The sequence below is a fragment of the Vibrio sp. PNB23_22_6 genome (assembly GCF_052877535.1).
The window spans coordinates 77474-101802 of record NZ_JBNFXP010000001.1 but is presented as its reverse complement, the minus strand read 5'-3'; the positions used below and the strand labels follow the sequence as shown (position 1 = coordinate 101802).

Genomic DNA, 24329 nt, shown 5'->3' with positions numbered 1-24329 from the left:
CTGTTTCTTTATTCTAACGGGGATAGGAGCGCTCTTGCATCGGTCCAGCTGAACGTTGGGCCGCGAGTGCACACATATTGGTTTTTCACATAACAATGCCCGCACAAACCCACCGCACAATGCATCCGACGCTCCAATGACAAATAAATCGAGTGGGCATCAATGCCACAAGCGACTAAATACTCGATGACCGCACACATCATCAATTCTGGCCCAGAAATCAACACGCGTTCTGGCAATTCAGCAAAGGTCTCTAATACCTTGGGCAAAATGCTCACCGCAGTCCCTGGGTAATAGTCAAGCGGTTCTAAATCAGAAGCATCTTCAACCACATTAAAGATAGGTATAAGGTGCTGCCAGCGATCCCGTTCAGGCGTTAGCATCAAGGTGTTTTTACTGCGAGTCGCATACACCACCGCTAACTGATCAAAATTACCCTGCTCAATAAGCTGCTCTGTGATGCTCACCAAAGGAGCCATTCCGCACCCTCCTCCAATGATAAGAACCTTTTTATCTGCCAGTTCATTAACAGGCCACCCCTGACCAAACGGGCCTCGTGCGCCTAACACATCACCGATTTTTTGCTCAAACAGTGCTTGTGTCACGCCCCCCATCATACGGACAAGTGCGCGAAAGTTTCCCTTTTCATCGGGTAACGCCGTGAAGGTAAATGGCGCTTCACCAACGCCGGGCACACACAGCATAAAAAACTGCCCGCTTTGCGCTTTCAGCCACGTAGATGTCACCTCAAGTAATCGAAAATGATAATGGCGGGTATTTTCCCCATCGTCATAAAAATCAATAATTTCAATACGAACTGGTGTTAGGCTATACATCATCAGCCATCCTTTTCATTAATGAATGTACTCCAATGACGCCTGGGCACGTCTGTTCACACCGACCGCAACCCACGCAGCCATAACGACCAAATTCAGGCACAAAGTCCAGACTAAACTTGTGATACCAAAATCGCTCAACCCTTGTCCCTGCTTCTTTAGACGGATTGTGGAAACTTGCTTCACGTTGAAAGCCTTCATACAAACAGGAATCCCAGAACCTCACTTGAGAAGTGCTAACCTGAGCCGCAGTATCCGAGGTCGTTATTGAGCGAGTACCAAAGCAAGAACAGGTCGGGCAAAGCGTTGTACACCCAGAGCAGCCAAGGCACTGTATGCCAATCTGCTGCCAAAACTCCGGTGATATTCTGCCCTCCGTCACTTTGCTGATGCCATCCAGTAAGTACTGATCATCAGGAAAAGCCTGCTCGCAGTGTGCTATATTTTCCCAGCGCAGACTCATATAGTGGGGCGTAGCGAGCTCCAGCTCTAGTCCCTGCAATGACAGTTCCCCTCGCTCAGACAGCACCACTAATAACCAACGATCACCATCAAGTGGATGCAGTACTAAGTCTGCGGTCTCATCTCGCACGCTTGGGCCAGCATTTACCGTTGGGCAAAAACCATGTTCACACGGCTGAATACAATCAACACCAATCAATAATGCTTGTTGACGGCGAGCCTGGTAATAAGGATCGTTTTCAAAAAACAGATCTTGGTAGTGAATCGCCATCAAATCACAACTTTGCACACCAAACAAAACAAAGGGCTCTACGTCGGGTAGCGTTTCCTTAAAAAACTGCCCATCAAACACATACAGAGGTTCTTGCTCTGCGAAGAAAAATGCTTTGGCAGAATGCGTCGGTTTACTGTCCACCAGCGGGGGTAAATCACTGCTGTCTACTTGTTGCCAGTAGCTATCCCCTTGCTTTTTTTCACTGTGCTCGACAACCTGATACAATGCTCGCTGACGCAATAGGTGTGTTCTCATCGCGTCTAATGAATCTAACAGATACGTCTTATTCATTTTGTCCCCTCCTGTCGTTGCCAAACCGCACTAGGCTGATGATCTACAGCTAGAGGTTCGACCGCCACTGCACACGCTTTCAGCTCCGGCATTTTAGTAATTGGATCTTGCGCAGTATTGGTTAACTGATTTGAAGGTGCTTCTTTAAAATGATAAGGCATACTCACCAAACCAGGTGGTACATCGTCCGTAATCATTGCACGAGTTTCTATGTATCCGCGACGAGAACGAACACCAACAGGACTATATAGTGAAATGCCTAACCCACTGGCGTCCTGGGGATTAATAAATAATATTCCGGGCGGAATTTCTCGTTCAAGCAGCGGGGATTTACGGGTCATGGAGCCACAACCATAATGGAAATGAAGACGATTGGTGGTCAATAACAGTGGATACTGTTCATCTGCGGGTTCTGCAATAGGTACATAGTGCACCGGCGTTAAGCGTGCTCGCCCAATAGGAAATGTATTTTGATGAAGCACCGTCGTTCCCTCAGGCGCGTCATCATTGCAAGGCCATTGTAAGCCATGGTTCTCCGCTAGCTTTGCGTAACTCATGCCTTGATAAGATGGTGTCACAGAGGCCATTTCATCAAAGACCTCTTCACTATCACGCCAATTGAGTGCCTGACTGCCCATCCTTTGTGCGAGGGCTTGTAACCACTGCCAGTCCCCCATCGATTCTCCAATCGGTGACATCGCAGGGTTAATACGTTGAACGCGGCGCTCACAATTGGTAAATGTGCCCGCTTTTTCGGCAAAAGAAGCCGCAGGAAGAATATAGTCAGCCAATTTAGCCGTTTCTGTCATGGTCAATTCCGCGACCACCAGCAGCTCTAACGACTTATACGCTTCACGAACGTGGTTTTGATCTGGGTCCGTAACAACAGGATCTTCACCAAATAAGATTTGCGCGCGAAACTCTCCTTCCAACGCCGCTTTTGTCATCCCTAATGAAGTCAGCCCTGGCGTTGCTGCCACTTCACAGCCCCAATACTCAGTAAATCGCTGTTGGGTATCTGCATCATCAACGGATTGATAGCCGGGATAGACATTCGGCAGACAACCCATGTCGCAGGCACCCTGGACATTATTTTGCCCACGTAACGGATTGATTCCCGTTCCGGGCCTACCAATGTGCCCGCAAACCAATGCCAGATCCGCTAAAGCAATCACATTTGAAGTACCACTAACAAATTGTGTGATTCCCATTCCGTATAAAATCATCGCACGATCAGCTTGGCTATAATACTCCGCCGCTTCACGGATCGAATGAGCATTAAGGCCTGTGATTTGCTCTACCGACTCCGGCGTGACCTCTTCGACCTGTTTCGCCAACGCATCAAACCCTTCACAGCGATCGTTAATAAACGTCTTATCATGCCATTGGTTACTTAAAATTACCTGAATCATGGCGTTAATTAACGCGATGTTCGTGCCCGGATTTAACTGTAAATGTAGATCGGCCAACTTAGCTAAACGCGTTGTCCTTGGATCAATGACAATCAACTTCGCCCCTGACTGTTGGGCGCGTATCACCTGCCCACCAAGCACGCTATGGTTCTCGGTTGGGTCAGCGCCGATAACCACAATGACCTCCGCTTCAAACAAATCTTTGGTGCTGTTGGTCATCGCGCCAGATCCGAGTACCTGTTTCAGCCCGGCTACCGTCGGGCTGTGGCAAATACGCGCGCAATGATCAATATTATTCGTGCCTAATACGGCTCGGGCAAATTTCTGCGCCGCGTAATTGTCTTCATTGGTTGCACGGGCGCTACTGATCACCCCTGTCGCGTTAGGCCCAAACTCGTTAATGATATCGTTCAGCGTGGTGCTGATACCATCGAGCGCTTCCTCCCAACTCACTGGGATAAACTGATCACGGATGCGTTTTAAAGGCTGAGTAATTCGATTGTCAGGAGAAATAGCATAAACACTACTCCACCCCTTATCACACAACTGGCCTTGGCTAATAGGATGGTGACGCAAGGGGCTTGCACTACGTACTTGCCCACCGTCGTCACAAGAAAGAAGCATTCCGCACCCAACACCACAAAATGGGCAGACGGTCTGAGTGGGTCGTGGGGTTTTAGACGGCCTATGTTTGTTTTTTCGCATCGCTATAACCTTGCCACTTGAAACTAGCTAGATTATAGCAGTCGCCTACCCCCTTCGCCCGAAGGCCTATTAGCCTTTCTTTTGGGCGTGATGGCCGATGAATAAACTATTCGCGATGATGTGTTGGCCCGCGTAAGTAGATAACGTGATAAACCAACCCGACGAACACGCTGCCACCAACTAAGTTACCTAGAATCACAGGTAACAGATTACCAAGAAACCCCAAAGTGCTGACCGAATCAGCGACTTCAACGGTACCTGAGCTTTGCAGCATCATCGCCAGTGGAATAAAGTACATATTGGCGATACTGTGTTCAAAGCCTGCCGCCACAAAAGCGGAGATAGGAAAAACGATCGCGGCCACTTTATCTACCACACTGCGTCCCGCAAGTGCCATCCATACCGCCATACACACCAGTACATTACACAACACACCACGAAAGAAAGCCGTCCAGAACGGCATCTCACATTTCGCTGCGGCTATCTTGGCGTAGGTTAGCGCAATCGCCCCCTGATTCATCTCTGGGTGCCCAGAAAGAAAGACCAAGAGCGCGACCCCAACCGCGCCGACAAAGTTCGCCAAACAGACGACCAACCAGTTTCGCAAAAGTTCAGCGGTGGTGATTTTTCTGTCGGCCCATGCCATAGCCAATAAGTTATTGCCAGTAAATAATTCTGCGCCCGCAACAATCACCAGAATCAATCCCAAGGAGAATGTGAACCCTCCCAACACTTGCTGCGTGGCAAAACCCAATGAGGCATCCGACTTAACGATGGTGAAATACAATCCCCCAAGACCAATAAAAGCACCCGCCAAAATCCCGAGCATCACCATCGACAACAATGGTAAGCGAGCTTTCGTCACACCAATCGAATCGACTTTCTCGGCAATTTGCTTGGGTGAAAACGCATCAAAACCATAAATGTCAGCCATGCGAACCTCCAGTTTCGCCCACGCCATACCCATAACCTAGTTCATATCGTATAATTATCAATCAATAAAGATGTTCTCCAGCGTGCAAAAAGCAGGAGGCTTTCGTATGGAAGAAATCACTAACGGCTGGCACCACAAGTCAACCGAAGATACCTTTTCTGAGCTCTCTACCCAGCCACAAGGGCTGAGTTCACGCGAAGCTGGACTACGTCTTGCTAAATTCGGTGCCAATAAACTACCAACCTCTCAACGTCGTTCCGTAATCAAGCGTTTGCTTGCCCAGTTTCACAATGTGCTCATTCATGTACTGCTGATCGTCATCCTGATCACGGCACTTATTGGTCATTGGATCGATGCCGGCGTGATTGCTGGCGTTGTCTTTATCAATGCCATCATTGGTTTTGTACAAGAAGGTCGAGCCGAAAGCGCACTAAATGCGATTCAAGCAATGCTCGCGCCAACAGCATTAGTATTACGAGGCGGTCATCAACAAACTATCAAAGCCGAACAATTAGTGATTGGTGATGTGGTTATCCTACAATCAGGGGATCGCGTACCCGCCGATCTTCGTTTGTTTCGTACCAAAGGCTTCCAGATTGCCGAAGCGGTATTAACGGGCGAATCCGTGACGATTGAAAAGGCCACGACTCCCGTCAGCGCAGACAGTGAACTGGCAGAGCGGCGCTGCATGGCGTATTCAGGGACCATCGTTACCCACGGTCAAGGGTCAGGAGTGGTTGTGGCCACAGGGATAAATACTGAGCTAGGAAAAATAAGCGCATTGGTTTCTCAGGTTGAACCTGCTACGACACCATTACTAAAACAAATCGCTCAATTTAGTCGATGGCTGACCGCATTCATCTTGATCATTGCCATCGCCACTTTTGCCTTTGGTTTACTGGTTCGCGGTTACCCAATCACTGATATGCTGCTAGCGGCCATCAGCTTGGCCGTTGCTGCGATTCCAGAAGGTTTACCTGCCATTATGACCATCACGCTCGCGATAGGGGTCGAGCGAATGGCCAAGCGGAACACCATCATTCGCAAGCTTCCCGCAGTAGAGACACTAGGGGCAGTAACGGTTATATGCACCGATAAAACTGGGACTCTGACGCGAAATGAAATGACCGTGCGAAATATCATCACCAGTGATCATCAATTTGAGCTCAGCGGTACCGGCTACGATCCTCATGGCGTGGTGAGTATTAATCAGCAAGCGACCTACCCCGAACAACAACCTCTACTTAACCAGACCATTCGTGCCGCAGTATTGTGTAACGATGCGACACTCATTCAGCATGGACAACAGTGGCAAGTTCAAGGCGATCCAATGGAAGGAGCGCTGCTTATTGCTGGAATCAAAACCGGGTTTGATGCTGAGATTGAAAACAAGCTTTGTCCAAGAACCGACCTGATTCCATTTGAATCAGAGCACCGTTTCATGGCCACACTACACCACAGCCACGAAGGAGAGGCTTTTATTTTTCTTAAAGGCGCACCAGAGCGGGTTCTGGACATGTGTAACCAGCAACTAATCTATGACAATAGTAATAATGATAGTAATGACCGTACCGTAACGGCCGCCATAGACCGCGCTTATTGGCAGCAACAAATCAATACAATGGCTGAACGAGGTATGCGGGTTTTAGCGCTTGCCTATCGACCTACCGAACTCAACCATCTCGAACTGACGTTTGATGATGTCAAAGACAATCTCATCATGCTAGGGCTCTTTGGCCTTATCGACCCACCGAGAAAGGAAGCCATTCAAGCGGTGAGTGAGTGCAACAATGCCGGAATCCGTGTAAAAATCATGACCGGCGACCATGTGCTGACTGCACAAGCGATCGGCCAACAGATTGGGCTTATCAATAGCCAAGATACCCTCACTGGCCAGCAAATCGATTCGTTTACTGATGACGAACTATTCGCCCTTGCTGCACAAGTCGATATCTATGCTCGAGTTAGCCCCGAGCACAAAATGCGACTGGTCAACACGCTACAAAAACATAACCAAATCGTGGCGATGACCGGAGATGGCGTCAATGACGCCCCCGCATTAAAGCGATCAGATATCGGCACCGCAATGGGAGTCAATGGCACCGACTCAGCCAAAGAAGCCGCAGAAATGGTACTGACTGATGATAATTTTGCGTCCATTACGGCAGCAATTGAAGAAGGACGAGCGGTATATGACAATCTAAAGAAAGCCATTTTATTTATTCTGCCAACCAATGGCGGTGAAGCACTGATCATCTTGGCAGCTGTGATGTTTGGTTTTCAAGAACTCCCCCTCACACCGATTCAAATTCTCTGGGTCAATATGGTCACCGCCGTCACGCTTGCGTTATCGCTAGCTTTCGAGCCCAAAGAACCCAAGCTGATGCAACGTCCACCACGACCACCCGGATCCCCACTTTTAACCTCCCACCTTATTTGGCGAGTTATCTTTGTTTCTCTCATTCTTATGTTAGGAACACTAGGGATGTTTGTTTGGGAAATGGGTCAACAAGACAACATTGCCAGAGCAAGGACGATTGCTGTCAACACGTTGGTAATGTTCGAGGTATTTTACCTATTCAACGCACGATTTATCCTCAGTTCCGTTTTCTGCCGCCAAGGTTTATTGGGCAATGTTTACGTACTCGTCGCGATAGGCTTTCTCACGGTTTTTCAGGCATGTTTCACCTATTTGCCAACGATGCAGAGACTATTTGGTACCAGTGGACTCGAATTAGAGGTATGGCTACGAATATGCCTCGTCGCATCTTCGGTACTGTTCTTAGTCGAATTGGAGAAGTATTATTTGAGAAATAGGCAGTAATGTGAGAATTGACAATATTCCTCAAGGTGCTTAGGTATAAATGCATTACCTCCATCTCAATCACCGCAGCAGCAAAAAGCTCTCTAGCACTTCTCATCGTCAATGCCTCTTTACGACTAACTCTATACCTAAGTGACTTCAAGATGCAGGATTCAGAGCGTTGTCACTGATTCCCTGATTACCGAAAATAAGAAAGGAAAACAACGAAGCGTAATAGGCAGCTTTTTCCAAGCTGTTTGACGATGCTATTTATTCAACAAAGAACGGACTTCCGTGACACGCTCTCAAAGGGCCCTATTTGCTGATAATAAGGGCCTTGGTTCACATGCTTTGTTAACAATTTTCAATTTAGAACCACGTTGTTGATCAAATCAGCTTGAGGGTCAACGACGCCATAATTTGACTAATCGTTAGTTTCTAATAGGCAAACCTAGTCCTATGACTTTATTTATAGCTTTGACATTTGCCATGATTTCTCCCACTTGAGCGTTGTAACATCTCAAGCTCAATTTACCGCTGGTTAGTCCTTTATATCGAGACATTGCGGTCTCAGATATTGAGCGATAGTGGTAACCAGACTCAGGTTTCCACTCCGTTATTGTGCCGTTTTTAGAAGCAGCCGAATACCGAAAAGAAATAGCAGAAGGTATCGATCCAAAACGTTCCAGAGAAAATAAAAAAACCGAAGAATTACGAAAGCACAACGATAATTTTCTCACAGTCGCAACGATGTGGTTTGAGAGGAAACGTAAGTCAGTCAGCCCTGATCATGCTAAGCGAATCTGGAGAGCACTTGAGAACTACGTTTTTGATCACTTAGGAGCTCTTCCAGTAAGTGCTATTAGTCGACGTGATGCCATTGAAATTCTTCGCCCTCTAGAAAATGATAGGAAACTGTCCACTATCAAAAGAATTTGTCAGAGCCTTGACCAAATAATGGAATAAGCTGTGGCAATTGATGTGATTCGCGCTAACCCACTAACCAAGATGATCGATTCATTTGAGAAACATAAAGTTAAAAATATGCCGACTATACGCCCTGAGCTACTAGGTGCGCTAATGACTCGATTGTTGCAGAATGAAAACATCCAAGATAAGACCAAACTGCTCATACTATGGCAGTTACACACGATTTGCCGCCCAAAAGAAGCGGTGAGAACACGCTGGAAAGACATTAATGTAAACATCAATGCTGGACTATACCTGCCGAAGAGATAAAGGGAAGACGGAAGTACAGGGTTCCTCTGACCAAACAGGCAATGAATATTCTTGAGCAGATCAAGGCACAAAGCGAAGGCAAAGGATTTGTTTTTCCAAATCAACGAAATCCTGATAGCCATATGAGCTCCTCCACTGCTAATGCTGCTTTAAAACGGTGTTTAGGCTATAAAGGTGTACTCGTTTCACATGGTTTAAGAGCGATAGCTTCCACTGTATTGCATGAGCAAGGGTTCGATACACTGCACATAGAAGCTTGTTTAGCACATAAGGATGAAAATATGACAAGACCAAGCTACAATCGTTCAGACTTCTTCGAGCAAAGAAAAGAAATCATGTGCTGGTGGAGTGAGTATATTGAAAAAGCCTCTAAAGGTCTGTCTATTTCTTAAGTCGGAATAGGCATTGATGTGACGGATGGAGACTTGTATTGAGATAACATTTGTAAAAAGAGGTGCTCTCGCCGCTCTCCACATTTTTCTTTAAACACGGCGTCAATCCCACCATGGCTATGCATTTCCACGTCTCTATCTATTGGCTCAAGTTTTTTTCTATGCAGGTCGTTAAGGGAGTCATAACACTTGAGTGTTGCCACTAGCTCTGCTGGCACCTCTTTTGGGTTGGTGCCGAAGCGCACAAAATCCACCACCCCACGCGTTGACCTTATTGCACTAAACAGCAAACTTTGCTGAACATTAAAACTGACAAACATGTAAGATGGGTACAAAGGCTCATCAGCTTGCTGTATTTTACTCTTAGAGGTTTTCATCACTTTTATTTTTGGATAAAAGCATTCTACATTTTGATTTGTTAGATGTTGAAAGGCACGCTGCTGTTCATATCGTTTACAGTAGACTAAATACCATCGTTTCATCAGTTGACCGTCACTCTTTTTTTAATTGAAACTTTAAACATGAATATTCTTGAATCTTCGAGCTTTTATCCATATTCCAAGGCGATTCATGCCGTTTATATAAGCACCAAAAAGCAGCAAAAATCCAAGCAGCATATAGCGTTCATGAATCTGACTCATTTCTGCCCACACACCAACGGCGGCAAACAGCAAAGAAGCCATTGACAACAATATCAGCGTTTGTGAAGCGCTGAGGCCTACCCGCATACAGATATGATGCAGATGCAGTCGATCGGCTTTAAATGGAGAGCCGCGCTTTTTACAGCGGCGTATTATCACCATACTCATATCCATTACAGGAAGAGCAACAAGCCATAGAGCGTTAACTGGGCTTATAACAATTTCATCGACATCAGATGCCATAGGTTGAGAAGCGTGGAGGAATAACCAAATAACCGTAAACCCAAGCAAAACACTGCCCGCATCCCCCATAAAGACTTTCATTTTATGACCAAATAATTCAGACAAGTTGCAAATCATATAAGGCACAAGCGCTGTGATAAAAACAAGACAAAAAATACCTACGCTGTTTTCGCCTTGATGGAAGAACAAAAACGACAACGCAAGCAGAGTCACTGATGACAAAGCCCCGAGTAAGCCGTCAAGCCCATCAATCATATTAAATGCGGTCATTGCACCAATGATCGCCACCATGGTAAACCACCAAGATGATGACCCAAGTGAGACATTCCCTAAACCAAACAGGTTCCCCAGCGAAACAAAAGCGATTTTTTGCGAATAGATTAACCACAAGGAAAGAGCGATTAAGACCACTAAGCGAACACTGGCTCTAATATCAAATTTATCATCTAATGCGCCAATTACGACAAGTAACGTACAACATAATAAATACACACTCTGGTTCGGGATCAGCTCAGGTTTCCAAAGACACACAACACATAAGGTCACATAGATAGCAATGCCACCGACCAAAGGAATGTCACCGCGATGGCGCTTTCTGCTGTTCGGTTTATCCACTAAGCCTATAACACGGGCCCATTTACCAAGTAGCAATAAGCTGATGCTCGCTATCACGAGCGTAAATACAAACAGAAACAACATGAAAGGCGTCCATCTGGATTAAATGTAGAGGCATTCTCAATGCGCACTCCAACAAAAAAGAGCAAGCGTTGGTCGCCTGCTCTTTTTCAATTTCGATTCGCGTTAGAATTAAATCTCTGCACAGCCCCATTCTGGGTAATGTTTACGAATATATGCGTTAAGCTCTTTCTCTGCGCTTGAATACTGGCGAATTGCGTCGTCACTACCCACAGTGACAGCACTCACCATGCCAGCACCCACCGTCACATTAGATAGGCGATCAATAATAATAAAAGAACCCGTTTGTGGTAATGACTGATACTCATCAATCGCTACTTTATCGGTTAACTTAACGTTTGCCAGTGCAATTTCATTCAAAGCGAGCGTGTCAGCATTTTCTGCATGCTTATCTAGCGTATTTACATCCACTTTATGCATCAACTGACTGATTTTGCCGAAGCAAGATTTGGTCGCAAACTTAAACGCGTATTCTTTATGAGTACGTAATGGCGTTTCATCCATCCACACGACGTGAGCTTCCAGTTGGTTTACTACTGCTGGCTCATGCCCTTCATGTACCAACATGTCACCACGAGAAACATCAATTTCATCTTCTAAGGTGATAGTGATCGCTTGCCCCGGTTGCGCTTGCGCTAACTCACCATCGTAAGTGAAGATAGACTTCACACGCGAACGCTTACCCGATGGCAGTGCAATAACTTCGTCACCAATACGTACAACACCAGATGCCAATGTGCCGCAGAAGCCTCGGAAATCGAGGTTAGGACGGTTCACATATTGCACCGGGAAGCGCATCTGCTCTAAGTTTTTGTCTTGAGACACTTTTACCGTTTCAAGTAACTTCATCAACGTCGCGCCTGGGTACCAATCCATATGCTCACTTGGTGTGACCACGTTATCGCCTTTCAACGCAGAAATCGGCACAAAACGAATATCGTCAATCGCAAAGCCTTTCGCCATTTCACGATAATCGGCTTTGATTTTTTGGTACACCTCTTGGCTGTAATCCATCAAATCCATTTTGTTGATTGCAACAATAATGTGCTTAATGCCAAGTAGACTACAAATGTAGCTATGACGACGCGTCTGAGTTTGAATGCCATGACGAGCATCCACCATCACAATCGCCAAATCACAGGTAGAAGCACCCGTTACCATGTTACGAGTGTATTGCTCGTGCCCTGGGGTATCTGCAATGATAAATTTACGCTTATCTGTCGAGAAGTAACGGTAGGCAACATCAATCGTGATCCCTTGCTCACGCTCAGATTGCAGACCATCCACCAGCAACGCTAGGTCAAACGCTTCATCGGTGGTATTGAACTTTTGCGAGTCCTTTTCAATCGCCGCCATTTGATCTTCGTAAATCAGTTTGCTGTCAAAAAGCAAGCGACCAATCAACGTTGATTTACCGTCATCGACGTTACCACACGTCAAAAAACGAAGAAGATCTTTATTTTCATGAACGTTTAAATACGCTTCGATGTCCGTTGCGATTAAATCAGAAGAGTGTGACATGTTAAAATCCTTAAATTAGGTTGTGAGGTACAAGGTATTTGATTTAAGGGAAACGCCTCTTGAATCTTGATCCTTGCACCTCAAATTAACTAAGCATAAAAGCCAGTTAATGCCTGAATAAATTTCGCTTTATCTGCTACAGGTAACTGATTGATGCCCGCTGCGGCTTTTCGTCCACCGCCCGTCGGAAATACAGAGCAGACTTCATCTGCGCCAGTACGATTATTTAATGGCGCTCGGACGCTGACAGTGTAATCGGAGCCTGACTCGTTCATCGTCAGCACCGCATGTGCTTTGCTTGGGGTAGTGTTGGCTAAATCATTGCCAAATACGCCACTAATTCGCCTTGCCCATGCTTCATTGGGCAACTCATACACACAGCTCACATCCGTGTTTTCTAGCGGAGCAAGGTCAACGATGTAGCGGTAATCTGATGCATAACCACTTTTAAGCTGGTAGTAAGGAGAAGCCATGTCTTCGCGCAACATCAGTGGGCATGGGTATGCCAAGAGTTTGCGGTACAACTCGGCAGGCTCAATATGTAAATCGCTCAAGCTGGCACCATAACCGTTGTAGTTAATGAGTGTACCGAGCTCGAGTAAAAATTCGGTGTCTTCTTCGCTGAGTGATAGTGTTGCTGCCAATTGGCGAGCTTGAGCAAACAAGTTGTCACCAAAAGCCCCCACTACCGCCCACTTAGCAAATTGTCCTTGTAAGTGCTCATTGACCAAAAGGCTCGTACACACCTCTGGCGCTAAGTCGATTAGGGCCGTTAATCTTTCAGAGACCGGAACATCACCCGTTCGGTGATGATCGCAATAAAACACCGAAACACCTCGCTCCAATAAAGCCATCAGCGGTTCGACATTTTTTTCCATCGAGATATCAAGCACCGTCACTGAATCGACATCTGCCTGCGCTGATACTTGGCGAAGCAATTTTATATCTCGCTTTACGCCGGTAACCAACTGACTTGATTTAGGCTGTGCGAAGCGTAATTGCAGTAGTGAAATAATCCCATCTGCATCGCCATTAAAGACATCATAATGCATAAATATTCCAATTCTCGGGAAGGGAAAGTAGCAAGTAGCAAGTAGCAAGTAGCAAGTAGCAAGTAGCAAGTAGCAAGTAGCAAGTAGCAAGTAGCAAGTAGCAAGTGGGTTTTCACCTAACAAACCAGTCAACAGTTAATTTTGACTGCTTTTCCTGCTATTTCTTTCGTTTTCTCTTCAGCTCTTACTTTCCCTTTGGCACAAAGCGCACCTTTATCCTTTTTCTTTTGCTCTTGCTTTGGTGCGAACGCACCACTTTCACCTTTTACCTTTTACCTTAAATATATTTCAACTCTTGCAGTTGCTGAACGACATACTCTGCACATTCTTCAACTGATTTTTCGGCTGTTTTCACGTGAATATCTGGTGCCGTTGGCGCTTCGTACGCAGAATCGATCCCGGTAAAGTGTTTGATCTCTCCTGCACGTGCTTTTTTGTACAGCCCTTTCGGGTCGCGACTCTCGCACACCTCTAATGGCGTATCGATATACACTTCGAGAAACTGACCATCTTCAAGCAGTGCCCTCGCCTGATCACGATCGGCTATAAATGGAGAAATAAACGCTGTAAGAACAATACAACCAGAATCAACAAACAACTTGGCCACTTCACCAATGCGGCGAATGTTTTCGACTCTGTCGCTATCACTAAAACCGAGGTCTTTATTCAGTCCATGGCGCACATTATCACCATCGAGCAGATAACTGTGTTTACCTAGGCTTAGCAGTTTGCTTTCTACTGCGTTCGCAACCGTCGATTTACCCGAACCACTTAAGCCGGTAAACCATAGTACCACGGGCTTTTGCTGCTTAAGTTGAATACGGTCTTGGTGCGTCACTGTCGTGTTGTGCCACACCACGTCGTCACTTACTGACTCATTCGCTTTAAATTCGTAAGGAGATAACATTTTGTCCCTTAGTTGAAAAACAATTCAAGGTTCAAGGTTCAAGGTTCAAGGTTCAAGGTTCAAGGTTCAAGGTTCAAGGTTCAAGGTTCAAGGTTCAAGGAGAGTTTGAAGTAACTAACTTTTAATCAAACCTTTTGATCTTGATTTCATCAGGCCTGAAATCATTCTTGAGATCTCTTCGGCTTCTTTAATCCAAGCTTTTCCTATTTGCCTTTCTATGTAACCGATCTCAATGCCTATATATATTTGAGACCTCAGTTCACCGCTAGATCCGCGAGCATAAGACAAAAAATTAATAAATTCTTTATCACTCCTGCGCTCATAACCTTCTGCAATATTTGAAGATATTGACAATGAGCTGCGCGTAATTTGATCTTTAAAACCAAAATCCTTTAATTTCATAAAGTATTTGTAAACTTCTGCCGATAACCGTGCAGAACGTTTCCATACTTCTAGATCTTCAAAACGCATCCTAGCCTCCTGCTTCTATTTATGTCCCTATTTTGGTCTTTTCCTTTTACCTTGCGACTTTAACCTTTCACCTACAAAGAAGCTTTAGAAGTAACCTTCGCGCTTTTTCTTTTCCATTGAGCCAGAACTGTCGTGGTCAATCGCTCGGCCTTGGCGCTCAGACGTGGTGGTTAGCAACATCTCTTGGATGATTTCAGGTAGCGTCGTGGCTTCTGATTCCACCGCACCAGTCAGTGGGTAGCAACCCAGAGTACGGAAGCGAACCATTTTCTCTTCTGCGACTTCGCCTTCTTTCAATTCCATACGCTCGTCATCCACCATGATCAACATACCATCACGTTCAACCACAGGGCGAAGTTTCGACAGGTACAAACCTGGGATTTCGATGTTCTCTAGGTAAATGTATTGCCAGATGTCCAGTTCCGTCCAGTTAGAGAGTGGGAATACTCGAATACTTTCACCTTTGTGTACTTTACCGTTGTAAATGTTCCACAACTCAGGACGTTGGTTTTTTGGGTCCCAGCGGTGATGCTCATCTCGGAAAGAGTAAACACGCTCTTTTGCTCGCGATTTTTCTTCATCACGGCGTGCGCCACCAAATGCCGCATCAAAACCGTACTTATCCAACGCCTGCTTAAGCCCTTGCGTTTTCATGATATCGGTATGCATTGAACTACCATGCACAAATGGGTTGATATCCATTGCCAAACCCTCTGGGTTTTGATGAACAATCAGCTTCATGCCTAACTTGTTTGCCATGTAGTCACGAAACTCGATCATCTCTTTGAACTTCCATGTCGTGTCCACATGCATCAAAGGAAACGGAGGGACTCCCGGCGCAAAGGCCTTTTTCGCCAAGTGCAGCATGACTGAAGAATCTTTACCCACCGAATACAGCATCACTGGGTTATCAAACTCAGCGGCTACTTCTCGCATGATATGGATAGACTCAGCTTCAAGCTGTTTCAAATGTGTCATACGTTCTGGAGAAATCGTCATTGTAGAACTTTCCTATAACAAATAACTGCGGGGCATAGCGATCACACCCCATAAAAATAGACAATGGCAGAGATAACAATGCTGCCGTAAAGCAAACTCATCGGAAGCCCGACCTTGATAAAATCGGACAAGGTGTAGTGCCCGGCACTGTACACCATCAAATTGGTCTGATAGCCGTAAGGACTAATAAAACTGGCACTCGCACCAAACGCGACCGCCAAGATAAAACTGTGCAAATTACTGTCTAGGCTAATTGCCATCCCATAAGCAATCGGGAACATCAGCGCCGCAGCGGCATTATTCGTCACCAGCTCGGTAATGAGCCAAGTGAAAACATAAACCAATACCAAACCCCAAAATGGACTAAGCGCGTGCTGATGTTGTGAGATAACCCCGCTGAACATCGCTAATGCTTGCGTATTAGACAGGGCCTGGGAGAGCAACAGTGCCGAAGCGATGATCAGCCAAATTTGCCGAGGTAACCTTGCAATCACCTCATTGGCATACAAACATTGGCTTAATAGTAGCATGCCGAGTAACAGCAGCATGCTTTGAAAAAGCGGCACGAGTTCTAATGCTGCTAACGCGATCGCGGTAAAAAAACCAAAAGTGGCCAAATGCGCTTTAGGCCCCGTTAGCAGGTGCTCTGTCTCTACCCCACTAATAAAGTAAAAGTTTTTGCTCAAGTTGTGTCGTGAGTGAAAGTCTTTACCGACCGCCAGCATGAGGTAATCTCCGGGGTTTAGCTCAATGTCCCCTAGCTTACCCGAGAGTGCTTTACCATCGCGCTTTACGGCAACCACCGCCGCATCAAACAAGGCTCGGAACCCGACATCTTTCAGCGTTTTTCCCGCCAATAAACTCTCTGGGCGAACCACCACTTCCGTTAAATTTTGCAGCGGTAATCCATTCTCATAGGCAAACAAACTTAACCCGTCAAACTGGTTGAGTAAGGTCACTTTTTTAATGTCGCCACTAAACAATAACCGATCATTTTCTTCGATGACTTCTTGAGGCGAGACAGGAGAGATCAACCGGCCATCACGCAAGATCTCGGCCAAAAACAAGGATTCCAGATTACGAAGACCGTTCTCTTCGATGGTACGTCCAATCAAAGAGGAAGATGCCAAAACTTTCGCATCCGTAAAGTAATCGGCAGCGACCGTTTTTGCATTGGCATGGTTTGGTAGAAACCGAGACACCCCAAATAACAACACACCACAGCCCAATACCAAAACACTGCCCACTAACGTAAAATCAAAAAATTTGAGAGGCGCTAAACCGACATCTAGCACCATGCTGTTTACGATAAGGTTGGTAGAGGTGCCGATAAGCGTGAGCGTCCCTCCCAAAATTGCCGCATAAGAGAGTGGCAACAGCAACTTACTCGCCGCATGATGCGGATTATTTCGGATTGGGGCCAACATGGTAGAGACCACAGCGGTATTATTCAGCAGCGCCGAAGAAAACACTGTCACACTGTAAAGGCGGAACCAAGTTTGCGCATAGTTGGGTTTAACCACAAACGCCGCCACTTGGCGCAATAATTTGGTCTTCTCCAAGGCAATGGAGCATACCATGAGCAACACTAACGTTAACAAGCCTTTATTCGCGAAACTGTTAATCACTTGCTCAGTGGTGACCATGTTGGTGCAATACAAGGTAAGCAGTAGCACACCAAAAACCCGTTCCGGTTGCGCCTGATAACGCACTAAACCAACGATGGTTAAAATAAATAAAACGATAACAAAAAATGCAGAAAACTGATCCATGATGGATTTCTCGATATGGAAGTACCTAGGTCCTAGGTACTAAATTCTATTTCCCTAAGCCGTTGTAGACCGTTATTGCTTGCTCCAAATCATCGTAGAAGGTTAACTCACCTTGATGCAAAATCACCGCACTGTCACAAAATTCACGGATCTCTTTCATATCATGGCTGACCATGATCAAGCTAGCATTTCGGCTTTTATCTAACAGCGCTCGCTTGGCCTTTTGGCGAAACTTAGCATCACCGACCGAGGTGGCCTCATCAATCAGATAGACATCAAAATCAATCGAGATACAGCAACCAAACGTTAACCGAGCCCGCATACCGCTAGAGTAAGTTTTTACCGGCAAATCGTATTTCAAGCCGAGCTCGGCGAAGGCTTTTACTTTTTCCTCAAACGCATCCAGATCCGCCACGCCATTCACACGACCAATAAAGCGTGTGTTCTCTCGCCCCGTCATTTGTGGGTGGATCCCTGTTGCCAATGCGACCGGCCAAGAAATGGCGTTATCAGAAATTACCTTTCCTTTATTTGGGTATTCACTCCCCGCGAGGATACGAAATAACGTGGATTTACCTGCACCATTGGAGCCTAACAGGGCGATGTTATGCCCTGCAGGAAAAATAAAACTGAGATCTTGAAAGATGTATTGCTTACCCAAATCTGACGGGTAATACTTGGTTAAGTGAGATAGGGTAATCATGGTTATTTACTACGTTAAATATTGAATTAAAACTGCTCGGGCAAATCGACACGATAAGTTTGCCCTGTCGTACTCACCATCAATTCTAACTCGCGGATCCCAGCCTCGCGCCATTTCGCCAATGGCAAACTGAACCCAATATAACGCTGGCGCGGAAAAACAAACTTAGGAAACATACCACAATACTCTTGTGCGGTTAGCATCGCCTGCTCTTCACCGTTTATTTTTACCACGACCGTCACAGGCTCGTCACCTGAGGCAAAATAAGCGCAGCCATGCAACACATCATTTGGATTAACATGCGCATACAAATGGGCCCAGGGCTTACCTTGCTCAAACAGCACCATGCGCTGATGGTGCAACTCGAGGGCTTGTTGATACAAACGGATATCTTGTTGGTTAAGTTTGACTAACTCATCAGAAACCGCTTGGGGCAACCCCTCTTTCTTTTGATGTGTTTTCGCCGCAATATTTTGCTTGAGCGGAGCCAACTCGAGATCTAAACCATGGTTAATCAAGGCTAACGAATCATTATAGTGTTCAGTGAGGCCGGTAAACCCGAGCAACGTAATAGGAAATCCATTGAGGTACCTAGCCTGCACGTTGCGAAACTGCGCCGAACGGTAGAATTTAACAAAGTCACCGCTAAGTCCATTATGAGTCACAAAATGATTGTAGTGAGACACAATTTGCCCAATCGGCTCTCGGACGAAAGTGACGATGTTACGTACATCAAAAAAGTCGGCATATTTTTGAATATGAACATGTCCGGTTAACGCGAAAGGGCTTGCCATCATCGCTTGTTTCAGCGCATAAGGATTCACCTCATCATGCATGTGTGTGCGCACTAGAGGTGACGTTTCACACGCTGTTGCACCGTAATCCGTTTCCATTGGCTGCATCGCCTCTAGCGCCTTACGAAAGCTAGTGCCGGCGGTTTTCGGGATATGGACAAAAAACAGTGGCTTAATGGTCGGTTCGACTTCAATTATCGGTTCAACGACGTCGCTTGTGCCATACGATGGTTGTGGTATTTGTTTTTTTAAAAATTGACGGATCATACTCGGTAACTAAAATCTTCTCGGTCTAGGGTTAACCATTGGCTGTAATGCGGATCATCAAGTAAACGATCCCCCCAAGTCTGTTTCATGTATTCTATTTCTTTGGCGAAACGCGCTTGCTTTTCTGGTGTGTCTTCATGGCCTCGGCTAATGGACTCATGGTGCACCATTTCCATGTAGGGTGACCAGATGTTCCGGTAACCAGCCTGATCGACCTTTAAGCAAAAATCAACATCATTAAACGCCACGGTTAAATCGCGCTCGTTTAAGCCACCGACCTGTTCAAACACCGCTTTGCGCACACCTAAACACGCCGCTGTGACGGCAGAAAGATCTTGCGTCAGTTGTAAGCGTTTAAAGTAACCCGGATGCTCTCCTAGGAAATGCTTATGAGAGTGACCAGCCACGCCACCCAAACCAGTGATCACCCCAGCATGTTGTAAGGTGCCGTTGGGATAATAAAGCTTAGCCCCCACGCAGCCAACATTTGGCCTTGCTAAATGCCCCACCATTTCGCTTAGCCAGTTAGGAGAAAGGATTTCGATGTCGTTATTCATCAACACCAAATACTCTCCCTTCGCTTGCGCCACGGCAAAGTTATTAATCGCGGAATAATTAAATGGGTGTGGGTAATTAAGCAAACGCACCTTACCTTGCTCAGTTAACTGAGCAAAATAGGCCAACGCGTTTGCATCATCCGAACCATTGTCAACCAACAGCACCTCAAAATGGGGATACGTGGTTAAACGATACAAAGAGTCAATGCATTGTTTCACCAACTCAGTACCATTTTTGGTCGGGATGATGATCGACACCAAGGGCATTGGATCTGGCACTGGCCACGTGATTTTGTAGGTATTGGCCAATTTACCTTCACTGACTGTTGCACCAGTATCGGCAAGATGATCCCTCAACGCGGCAAGGCCAGCTTGTTGCGCGTAGCTTTTTTCACTCTCTGCTAGCGCGGTCGAGCCAGCAATCGCTCGCCAATGGTAAAGCACATACGGCACATGCACAATGTGCTCAGGTTCAGAGTGCGCCACACACCGCAATAGCAAGTCGTAATCTTGACTGCCCTCTCGCCCCTCTCGAAAGCCACCGATCTGCTCTAGCAAACTACGGCGATACACACCAAGGTGTGATATGTAGTTATGCGAATAAAGCAAATCACGGTTAAAGCGCGGCTTAAAGTGCGGCTCGCTACGCTTACCCTGTGCATCGATTTTGTCTTCATCGCTGTAAAGCACATTGGCGTTAGGGTGCTGCGCAATATAATGCGCCATGCATTTTAACGCCTCTGGGTGAAGCAGATCATCTTGATCTAGCAACACCACAAACTCGCCTGTCGCCACTTGAAGGCCAGAGTTAGACGCCGCTGAGATGTGGCCGTTTTGATGCCTAACCACCACTTGGATCTTGTTTGATTTTAGCTGGTTGAGCAGTTCGGTCAGTGATTCAGATGCACTGCCATCATCGACCAAAATCAACTGCCAGTGATGGTAAGTTTGCGCTTGCACCGATTGCACCATCTCGCGCAGCAAAGCAAGATCGGGTTTATAAACGGGCACCACAATGGAAAATGCAGTAGTTGAATCAACTGACGGCAAACCCACCAATAAATTCGTTTGCTGAGCGCAAATCAACTCGTAATGGTGCAAGCCATGAATTGGGGCTTGTTTCAAGCCCCAACGTTGATAAGCCCGAATCGCCCAGTCCTGCCGTTTGAGTGCATGAATCACAGAGGCCGGCAATAACGATTTCAACTTATTCATTTTTTGTAGAGATTTTCAAAACAGTAGTTGGTGGCCTCTATATACCCTTCTACACTGCCGCAATCAAAACGTTTTCCTTTGAATTTATACGCTAATACGCAACCGTTGTGAGCTTGCTTCAATAATGCATCGGTAATTTGGATTTCTCCGCCTTTGCCCGGTTCGGTTTGCTCAATCAATTCAAAGATGTCTGGCGTTAAAATATAGCGGCCAATGATCGCCAAATTGCTAGGCGCCGTACCTGCTTCTGGTTTTTCAACCATGTTATCCACACGGTACAAATCCTCTTTGATCATCTCGCCAGAGATCACGCCGTATTTATGCGTTTCTGACTCTGGCACTTCTTGTACGGCAACAATCGAGCAGCGGAACTGTTTATACAGCGCCACCATTTGTGCTAGTACACCGTCGCCCTCGTTGACACAAAGGTCATCTGCCAGTACCACCGCGAACGGTTCATCGCCCACCAATTCACGCCCTGTTAAAATAGCGTGACCTAAGCCTTTCATTTCACGTTGGCGAATATAGGTATAATGGGCAGAATCAATTAAGCGACGTATATCGGTTAATAGGGCTTCTTTATCTGTGCCACTGATTTGATGTTCCAATTCGTAGTTTTTATCGAAGTGATCCATCAGCGTGTGCTTGCCACGACCGGTAACAATGCACATGCCATCCATGCCCGCTTGAATGGCCTCTTCTACGCCGTATTCAATTAACGGCTTATTGACGACGGGCATCATTTCTTTTGGCATGGATTTGGTGGCCGGCAAAAAGCGGGTGCCGTAGCCAGCTGCCGGGAATAAGCATTTTTTAATCATAATAATTTCTAATTTATTATTAGCATGTTTTTTAACCACTCAAGATACGCCAGCATATCTTCATCATTGCAAAAGCAAACTTGTCGGTTGTTACCACGTTGAATAACATGTTGTGCAACCCCAACGGCGCAAATCTTGGCTTTCTTGGCATAGATACCTCTCAAATAGGGTCAGAGTGAATTCCGACCACTATCTAAGAAACAACATCAGCATGCTAGAAAACAGACAACGCTTTGAGGGCCAAAAGCAATAAAATCATCCTTGATAAATACTTAGAGTCAAGCTAAGCCGTTAATTGACTCTGACCCCATTTATCTTGTGGGATAGGTTCTTAATTCCTTAGGTTATAAAATTTTTAATTTAGTCTCATATTCATTTATTTTTTGCCTTATAAAAGGTCCATCTGGCCTTGCTTTATGAGCAATTTTCATTAGCTTGTATGAATCTTCTAATTTATCATTTTCACAACTAATCGCCAGATCTCTTAAAACATCAACATCCTCTTGAAATATAGTCGCTCGAGAAGAATTCATCCCAGCCTCTCCAGTCGTAGGAAGAAAATTTTCAAATAAGACTACTCCATTATCATCAATGACTCTTGTATCAATTTTATTGACGACTATCGCACCATCGACTATGGCTTGATAATGAGCACCTAAACCAATATAACGCTTTCCGACCTTTTTAACTTGTCCAACTGGCAATCTATCAACGTTTTTCAACGCTGTGCTCATTTGTCTTGTTCCAATCCATTTATAATGTAACAAAGCTAAAGGGTATTTATTCGACGCCTTATAACCATAAGTATTTTTCATATATTCAAATCCCACACCCTTTGGATGACAACCAACAGAGTAAGACATATCAAAATCAGATGAAAAAACTATTCTTTTATCAAAACCAACCGCTCTAGCCCCATATACATACTGGTCGAAGATTGGCTTATAAGGGGAAACTGTATTTTCTCCATACATGTTAAAACCCGTAATATGAGGAACGGTAACCCCCTCATCCTTATATTTACTTAGAACCTCTAATATATTAGGATGGTATAAAATTTCATCCATATCACAACAAATCACAAAATCAGCCACTTCAGTTGTATATTGGCCCCCAACACGACTGTAACTCTTAAAAGTCGTCGACTTTAGTTTTACATAAAGTTTTTGATCGATTTTCCCACCAGAACTCCACGGAATCACAGTTACCTTAGAAAATTTTTTGGCTATTTCTACTGAATTATCTGTTGAATAATTGTCTAGAATAAAGATCTTTGAACAAAACTGCTCATAATAGCGTATAACGCTTTCAATAATTTCAGACTCGTTATAGCAAAGCAAATACACATGTACTTTCATTTAACTTTGAAGCTTCTGAGCATCTATAATATTAAATTTACCGTTATTTAATTCTGTTACTTCATCTTTCACTTTGATAGTAATTTGCTGTTCAGCCTCTCTTAGCACCTTATCTATTTCAAACGAAAAACCACACTTCCCTGTCGGGTGCTTACCACACTCATGTATATTCAGTCTATATTCATCAGCTATTACAGAACGGTATATCTCATTACCTAAATAAAGCTCAACAATAACTGGCTTATTCTTATTATGAACATGCATGGCGTACCCAATAATTTTAGTGTCAGATACCAAATCAACTCGCCCCTCAGCTTTTGTTATCCTAGTTGCATCAAGATATTGCTTTGAGTTAGGTTCAATGAAATTAATCGCATTATCAATTGGAATTAATTCACCCAAAAACTCTTTATTAGCCTCAACAAGAGCATTAACAAAATCAGCTTTGTTTTGCAGCGCTTTTTCTGCGGATACAAGCATTATCGGCTTGTCAGACTTAGAAATAAAATCAACAATTTTACCATAATCTATTAACGCTTGTTGCATCCCCTTACTAATATCTGATTGCATAGAAATACTATTTCGATTTGCTATAGCAAAGATATCCTTAAAAATATAGATATAAAAAGGGTTTGGAATAACCTCTTCTACCTTATCTAAGTAGTTTAGTGCTGCGGGACGTTTCCATGCCCATACATCGTGATCGTTTGTATATTTTTGTGAAATCTCTTTTGCTAACTCTATATCATTGTTTTCGAAAGCTTCACTCAACAAAACATCTTCAAAGACAGGGGCATTGCTCTTTTCACCCGTAAAGATCCCTAAATGGTGCAATGCTCCTGCTACAAGAGACGTTCCACCACGAGCGCTTCCCACAATAACTATTTGTCGTTTATCAACATTGATATTTTCTGTATTTAGAAAGGCAAAGCCTTTATTTTCTAGCTGTTCAATACCCATAACT

22 protein-coding genes and 1 pseudogene are annotated in these 24329 nt (G+C 45.1%); 4 read left to right on the top strand and 19 right to left on the bottom strand.

The features are described from left to right. Window positions 1-8: 8 nt before the first annotated feature. From ACVA54_RS00475 to ACVA54_RS00460, 4 genes are all read right to left on the bottom strand, one after another. Window positions 9-839 carry an iron-sulfur cluster-binding protein gene (locus tag ACVA54_RS00475; RefSeq protein WP_446596335.1) on the bottom strand — a complete coding sequence of 277 codons (831 nt, stop codon included), beginning with the start codon at window positions 837-839 and terminating at the stop codon, window positions 9-11. After that, on the bottom strand, window positions 829-1863 hold the full coding sequence (locus ACVA54_RS00470; protein WP_446596334.1) for a 4Fe-4S dicluster domain-containing protein: 1035 nt from the start codon (window positions 1861-1863) through the stop codon (window positions 829-831). The genes ACVA54_RS00475 and ACVA54_RS00470 overlap by 11 nt, the downstream gene beginning before the upstream one ends. Next, complete coding sequence (gene fdhF / locus ACVA54_RS00465) at window positions 1860-3980, bottom strand: formate dehydrogenase subunit alpha (RefSeq protein WP_119463820.1); 2121 nt, start codon at window positions 3978-3980, stop codon at window positions 1860-1862. Before fdhF ends, ACVA54_RS00470 begins: the two co-directional genes overlap by 4 nt. Before the next feature lie 106 nt (window positions 3981-4086). Continuing rightward, a complete protein-coding gene (locus ACVA54_RS00460) occupies window positions 4087-4914 on the bottom strand; it encodes a formate/nitrite transporter family protein (RefSeq protein WP_099077927.1) in 828 nt (275 codons plus the stop codon). A gap of 106 nt (window positions 4915-5020) precedes the next feature. On the opposite strand from ACVA54_RS00460, the gene ACVA54_RS00455 reads away from it, so the two are divergent. Beyond that, the gene (locus ACVA54_RS00455; protein ID WP_446649305.1) at window positions 5021-7738 is read left to right on the top strand and encodes a cation-translocating P-type ATPase; all 2718 of its coding nucleotides are present in this window, start codon (window positions 5021-5023) and stop codon (window positions 7736-7738) included. Window positions 7739-8148: 410 nt separating this feature from the next. Here the strand turns inward: ACVA54_RS00455 and ACVA54_RS00450 are convergent. Continuing rightward, window positions 8149-8355, bottom strand: a pseudogene (locus tag ACVA54_RS00450) (IS5-like element ISVa1 family transposase); the annotation flags it as partial. 112 nt (window positions 8356-8467) lie between these two features. Between ACVA54_RS00450 and ACVA54_RS00445 the strand changes: the two are divergent. Genes ACVA54_RS00445 through ACVA54_RS00435 form a run of 3 tightly spaced genes read left to right on the top strand, consistent with a single transcriptional unit; the run spans window position 8468 to window position 9348 of the window. Next, window positions 8468-8683: a phage integrase central domain-containing protein gene (locus ACVA54_RS00445; protein WP_446649304.1), complete on the top strand. Its 216-nt coding sequence runs from the start codon at window positions 8468-8470 to the stop codon at window positions 8681-8683. Between the two features lie 3 nt (window positions 8684-8686). Then, the gene (locus ACVA54_RS00440; RefSeq protein ID WP_446645468.1) at window positions 8687-8956 is read left to right on the top strand and encodes a hypothetical protein; all 270 of its coding nucleotides are present in this window, start codon (window positions 8687-8689) and stop codon (window positions 8954-8956) included. Then, window positions 8938-9348 carry a tyrosine-type recombinase/integrase gene (locus ACVA54_RS00435; protein ID WP_446649358.1) on the top strand — a complete coding sequence of 137 codons (411 nt, stop codon included), beginning with the start codon at window positions 8938-8940 and terminating at the stop codon, window positions 9346-9348. Before ACVA54_RS00440 ends, ACVA54_RS00435 begins: the two co-directional genes overlap by 19 nt. Here ACVA54_RS00435 and rfaH read toward each other — a convergent pair. The 14 genes from rfaH to ACVA54_RS00365 form a co-directional block, all read right to left on the bottom strand. After that, a complete protein-coding gene (rfaH, locus tag ACVA54_RS00430; protein WP_446619780.1) occupies window positions 9345-9830 on the bottom strand; it encodes a transcription/translation regulatory transformer protein RfaH in 486 nt (161 codons plus the stop codon). The two genes, ACVA54_RS00435 and rfaH, sit on opposite strands and share 4 nt — an antisense overlap. Window positions 9831-9863: 33 nt before the next feature. Then, window positions 9864-10931 carry a UDP-N-acetylglucosamine--undecaprenyl-phosphate N-acetylglucosaminephosphotransferase gene (gene wecA / locus ACVA54_RS00425; RefSeq protein ID WP_446619781.1) on the bottom strand — a complete coding sequence of 356 codons (1068 nt, stop codon included), beginning with the start codon at window positions 10929-10931 and terminating at the stop codon, window positions 9864-9866. A 108-nt stretch (window positions 10932-11039) separates the two neighbouring features. Then, entirely contained in the window at window positions 11040-12449 is a 1410-nt protein-coding gene (cysN, locus tag ACVA54_RS00420) for a sulfate adenylyltransferase subunit CysN (RefSeq protein ID WP_446619782.1), read from the bottom strand. Window positions 12450-12538: 89 nt separating this feature from the next. Continuing rightward, a complete protein-coding gene (locus ACVA54_RS00415; RefSeq protein WP_446649303.1) occupies window positions 12539-13501 on the bottom strand; it encodes a DHH family phosphoesterase in 963 nt (320 codons plus the stop codon). Window positions 13502-13778: 277 nt separating this feature from the next. After that, on the bottom strand, window positions 13779-14408 hold the full coding sequence (cysC, locus tag ACVA54_RS00410; protein ID WP_446645471.1) for an adenylyl-sulfate kinase: 630 nt from the start codon (window positions 14406-14408) through the stop codon (window positions 13779-13781). Between the two features lie 114 nt (window positions 14409-14522). Further along, window positions 14523-14879, bottom strand: coding sequence for a four helix bundle protein (locus tag ACVA54_RS00405; RefSeq protein ID WP_446600938.1), 357 nt, complete (start codon window positions 14877-14879; stop codon window positions 14523-14525). A gap of 84 nt (window positions 14880-14963) precedes the next feature. After that, window positions 14964-15878 (bottom strand): sulfate adenylyltransferase subunit CysD, encoded by a 915-nt coding sequence (gene cysD / locus ACVA54_RS00400; RefSeq protein WP_446619785.1) that lies wholly within the window; start codon window positions 15876-15878, stop codon window positions 14964-14966. A 41-nt stretch (window positions 15879-15919) separates the two neighbouring features. After that, window positions 15920-17650: an SLC13 family permease gene (locus tag ACVA54_RS00395; RefSeq protein WP_446649302.1), complete on the bottom strand. Its 1731-nt coding sequence runs from the start codon at window positions 17648-17650 to the stop codon at window positions 15920-15922. Between the two features lie 46 nt (window positions 17651-17696). Then, window positions 17697-18353, bottom strand: a complete 657-nt coding sequence (locus tag ACVA54_RS00390; RefSeq protein WP_446649301.1) for an ABC transporter ATP-binding protein — start codon at window positions 18351-18353, stop codon at window positions 17697-17699. A 26-nt stretch (window positions 18354-18379) separates the two neighbouring features. Further along, on the bottom strand, window positions 18380-19414 hold the full coding sequence (locus ACVA54_RS00385) for a sulfotransferase family 2 domain-containing protein (RefSeq protein WP_446649300.1): 1035 nt from the start codon (window positions 19412-19414) through the stop codon (window positions 18380-18382). Then, window positions 19411-21186, bottom strand: a complete 1776-nt coding sequence (locus ACVA54_RS00380; protein WP_446649299.1) for a glycosyltransferase family 2 protein — start codon at window positions 21184-21186, stop codon at window positions 19411-19413. The genes ACVA54_RS00385 and ACVA54_RS00380 overlap by 4 nt, the downstream gene beginning before the upstream one ends. Then, a complete protein-coding gene (gene galU, locus ACVA54_RS00375) occupies window positions 21183-22007 on the bottom strand; it encodes a UTP--glucose-1-phosphate uridylyltransferase GalU (RefSeq protein ID WP_446649298.1) in 825 nt (274 codons plus the stop codon). The genes ACVA54_RS00380 and galU overlap by 4 nt, the downstream gene beginning before the upstream one ends. Before the next feature lie 344 nt (window positions 22008-22351). Further along, window positions 22352-23365, bottom strand: coding sequence for a glycosyltransferase family 2 protein (locus ACVA54_RS00370; RefSeq protein ID WP_446649297.1), 1014 nt, complete (start codon window positions 23363-23365; stop codon window positions 22352-22354). After that, entirely contained in the window at window positions 23366-24325 is a 960-nt protein-coding gene (locus ACVA54_RS00365) for a hypothetical protein (RefSeq protein WP_446649296.1), read from the bottom strand. Window positions 24326-24329 lie beyond the last annotated feature (4 nt).

What these genes read in the sequence shown, in the direction of transcription:
- ACVA54_RS00475 (WP_446596335.1), bottom strand. Translation starts at nt 839, where the DNA reads ATGATGTATAGCCTAACACCAGTTCGTATTGAAATTATTGATTTTTAT.
- ACVA54_RS00470 (WP_446596334.1), bottom strand. Translation starts at nt 1,863, where the DNA reads ATGAATAAGACGTATCTGTTAGATTCATTAGACGCGATGAGAACACAC.
- fdhF (WP_119463820.1), bottom strand. Translation starts at nt 3,980, where the DNA reads ATGCGAAAAAACAAACATAGGCCGTCTAAAACCCCACGACCCACTCAG.
- ACVA54_RS00460 (WP_099077927.1), bottom strand. Translation starts at nt 4,914, where the DNA reads ATGGCTGACATTTATGGTTTTGATGCGTTTTCACCCAAGCAAATTGCC.
- ACVA54_RS00455 (WP_446649305.1), top strand. Translation starts at nt 5,021, where the DNA reads ATGGAAGAAATCACTAACGGCTGGCACCACAAGTCAACCGAAGATACC.
- ACVA54_RS00445 (WP_446649304.1), top strand. Translation starts at nt 8,468, where the DNA reads ATGTGGTTTGAGAGGAAACGTAAGTCAGTCAGCCCTGATCATGCTAAG.
- rfaH (WP_446619780.1), bottom strand. Translation starts at nt 9,830, where the DNA reads ATGAAACGATGGTATTTAGTCTACTGTAAACGATATGAACAGCAGCGT.
- wecA (WP_446619781.1), bottom strand. Translation starts at nt 10,931, where the DNA reads ATGTTGTTTCTGTTTGTATTTACGCTCGTGATAGCGAGCATCAGCTTA.
- cysN (WP_446619782.1), bottom strand. Translation starts at nt 12,449, where the DNA reads ATGTCACACTCTTCTGATTTAATCGCAACGGACATCGAAGCGTATTTA.
- ACVA54_RS00415 (WP_446649303.1), bottom strand. Translation starts at nt 13,501, where the DNA reads ATGCATTATGATGTCTTTAATGGCGATGCAGATGGGATTATTTCACTA.
- cysC (WP_446645471.1), bottom strand. Translation starts at nt 14,408, where the DNA reads ATGTTATCTCCTTACGAATTTAAAGCGAATGAGTCAGTAAGTGACGAC.
- ACVA54_RS00405 (WP_446600938.1), bottom strand. Translation starts at nt 14,879, where the DNA reads ATGCGTTTTGAAGATCTAGAAGTATGGAAACGTTCTGCACGGTTATCG.
- cysD (WP_446619785.1), bottom strand. Translation starts at nt 15,878, where the DNA reads ATGACGATTTCTCCAGAACGTATGACACATTTGAAACAGCTTGAAGCT.
- ACVA54_RS00395 (WP_446649302.1), bottom strand. Translation starts at nt 17,650, where the DNA reads ATGGATCAGTTTTCTGCATTTTTTGTTATCGTTTTATTTATTTTAACC.
- ACVA54_RS00390 (WP_446649301.1), bottom strand. Translation starts at nt 18,353, where the DNA reads ATGATTACCCTATCTCACTTAACCAAGTATTACCCGTCAGATTTGGGT.
- ACVA54_RS00385 (WP_446649300.1), bottom strand. Translation starts at nt 19,414, where the DNA reads ATGATCCGTCAATTTTTAAAAAAACAAATACCACAACCATCGTATGGC.
- ACVA54_RS00380 (WP_446649299.1), bottom strand. Translation starts at nt 21,186, where the DNA reads ATGAATAAGTTGAAATCGTTATTGCCGGCCTCTGTGATTCATGCACTC.
- galU (WP_446649298.1), bottom strand. Translation starts at nt 22,007, where the DNA reads ATGATTAAAAAATGCTTATTCCCGGCAGCTGGCTACGGCACCCGCTTT.
- ACVA54_RS00370 (WP_446649297.1), bottom strand. Translation starts at nt 23,365, where the DNA reads ATGAAAGTACATGTGTATTTGCTTTGCTATAACGAGTCTGAAATTATT.
- ACVA54_RS00365 (WP_446649296.1), bottom strand. Translation starts at nt 24,325, where the DNA reads ATGGGTATTGAACAGCTAGAAAATAAAGGCTTTGCCTTTCTAAATACA.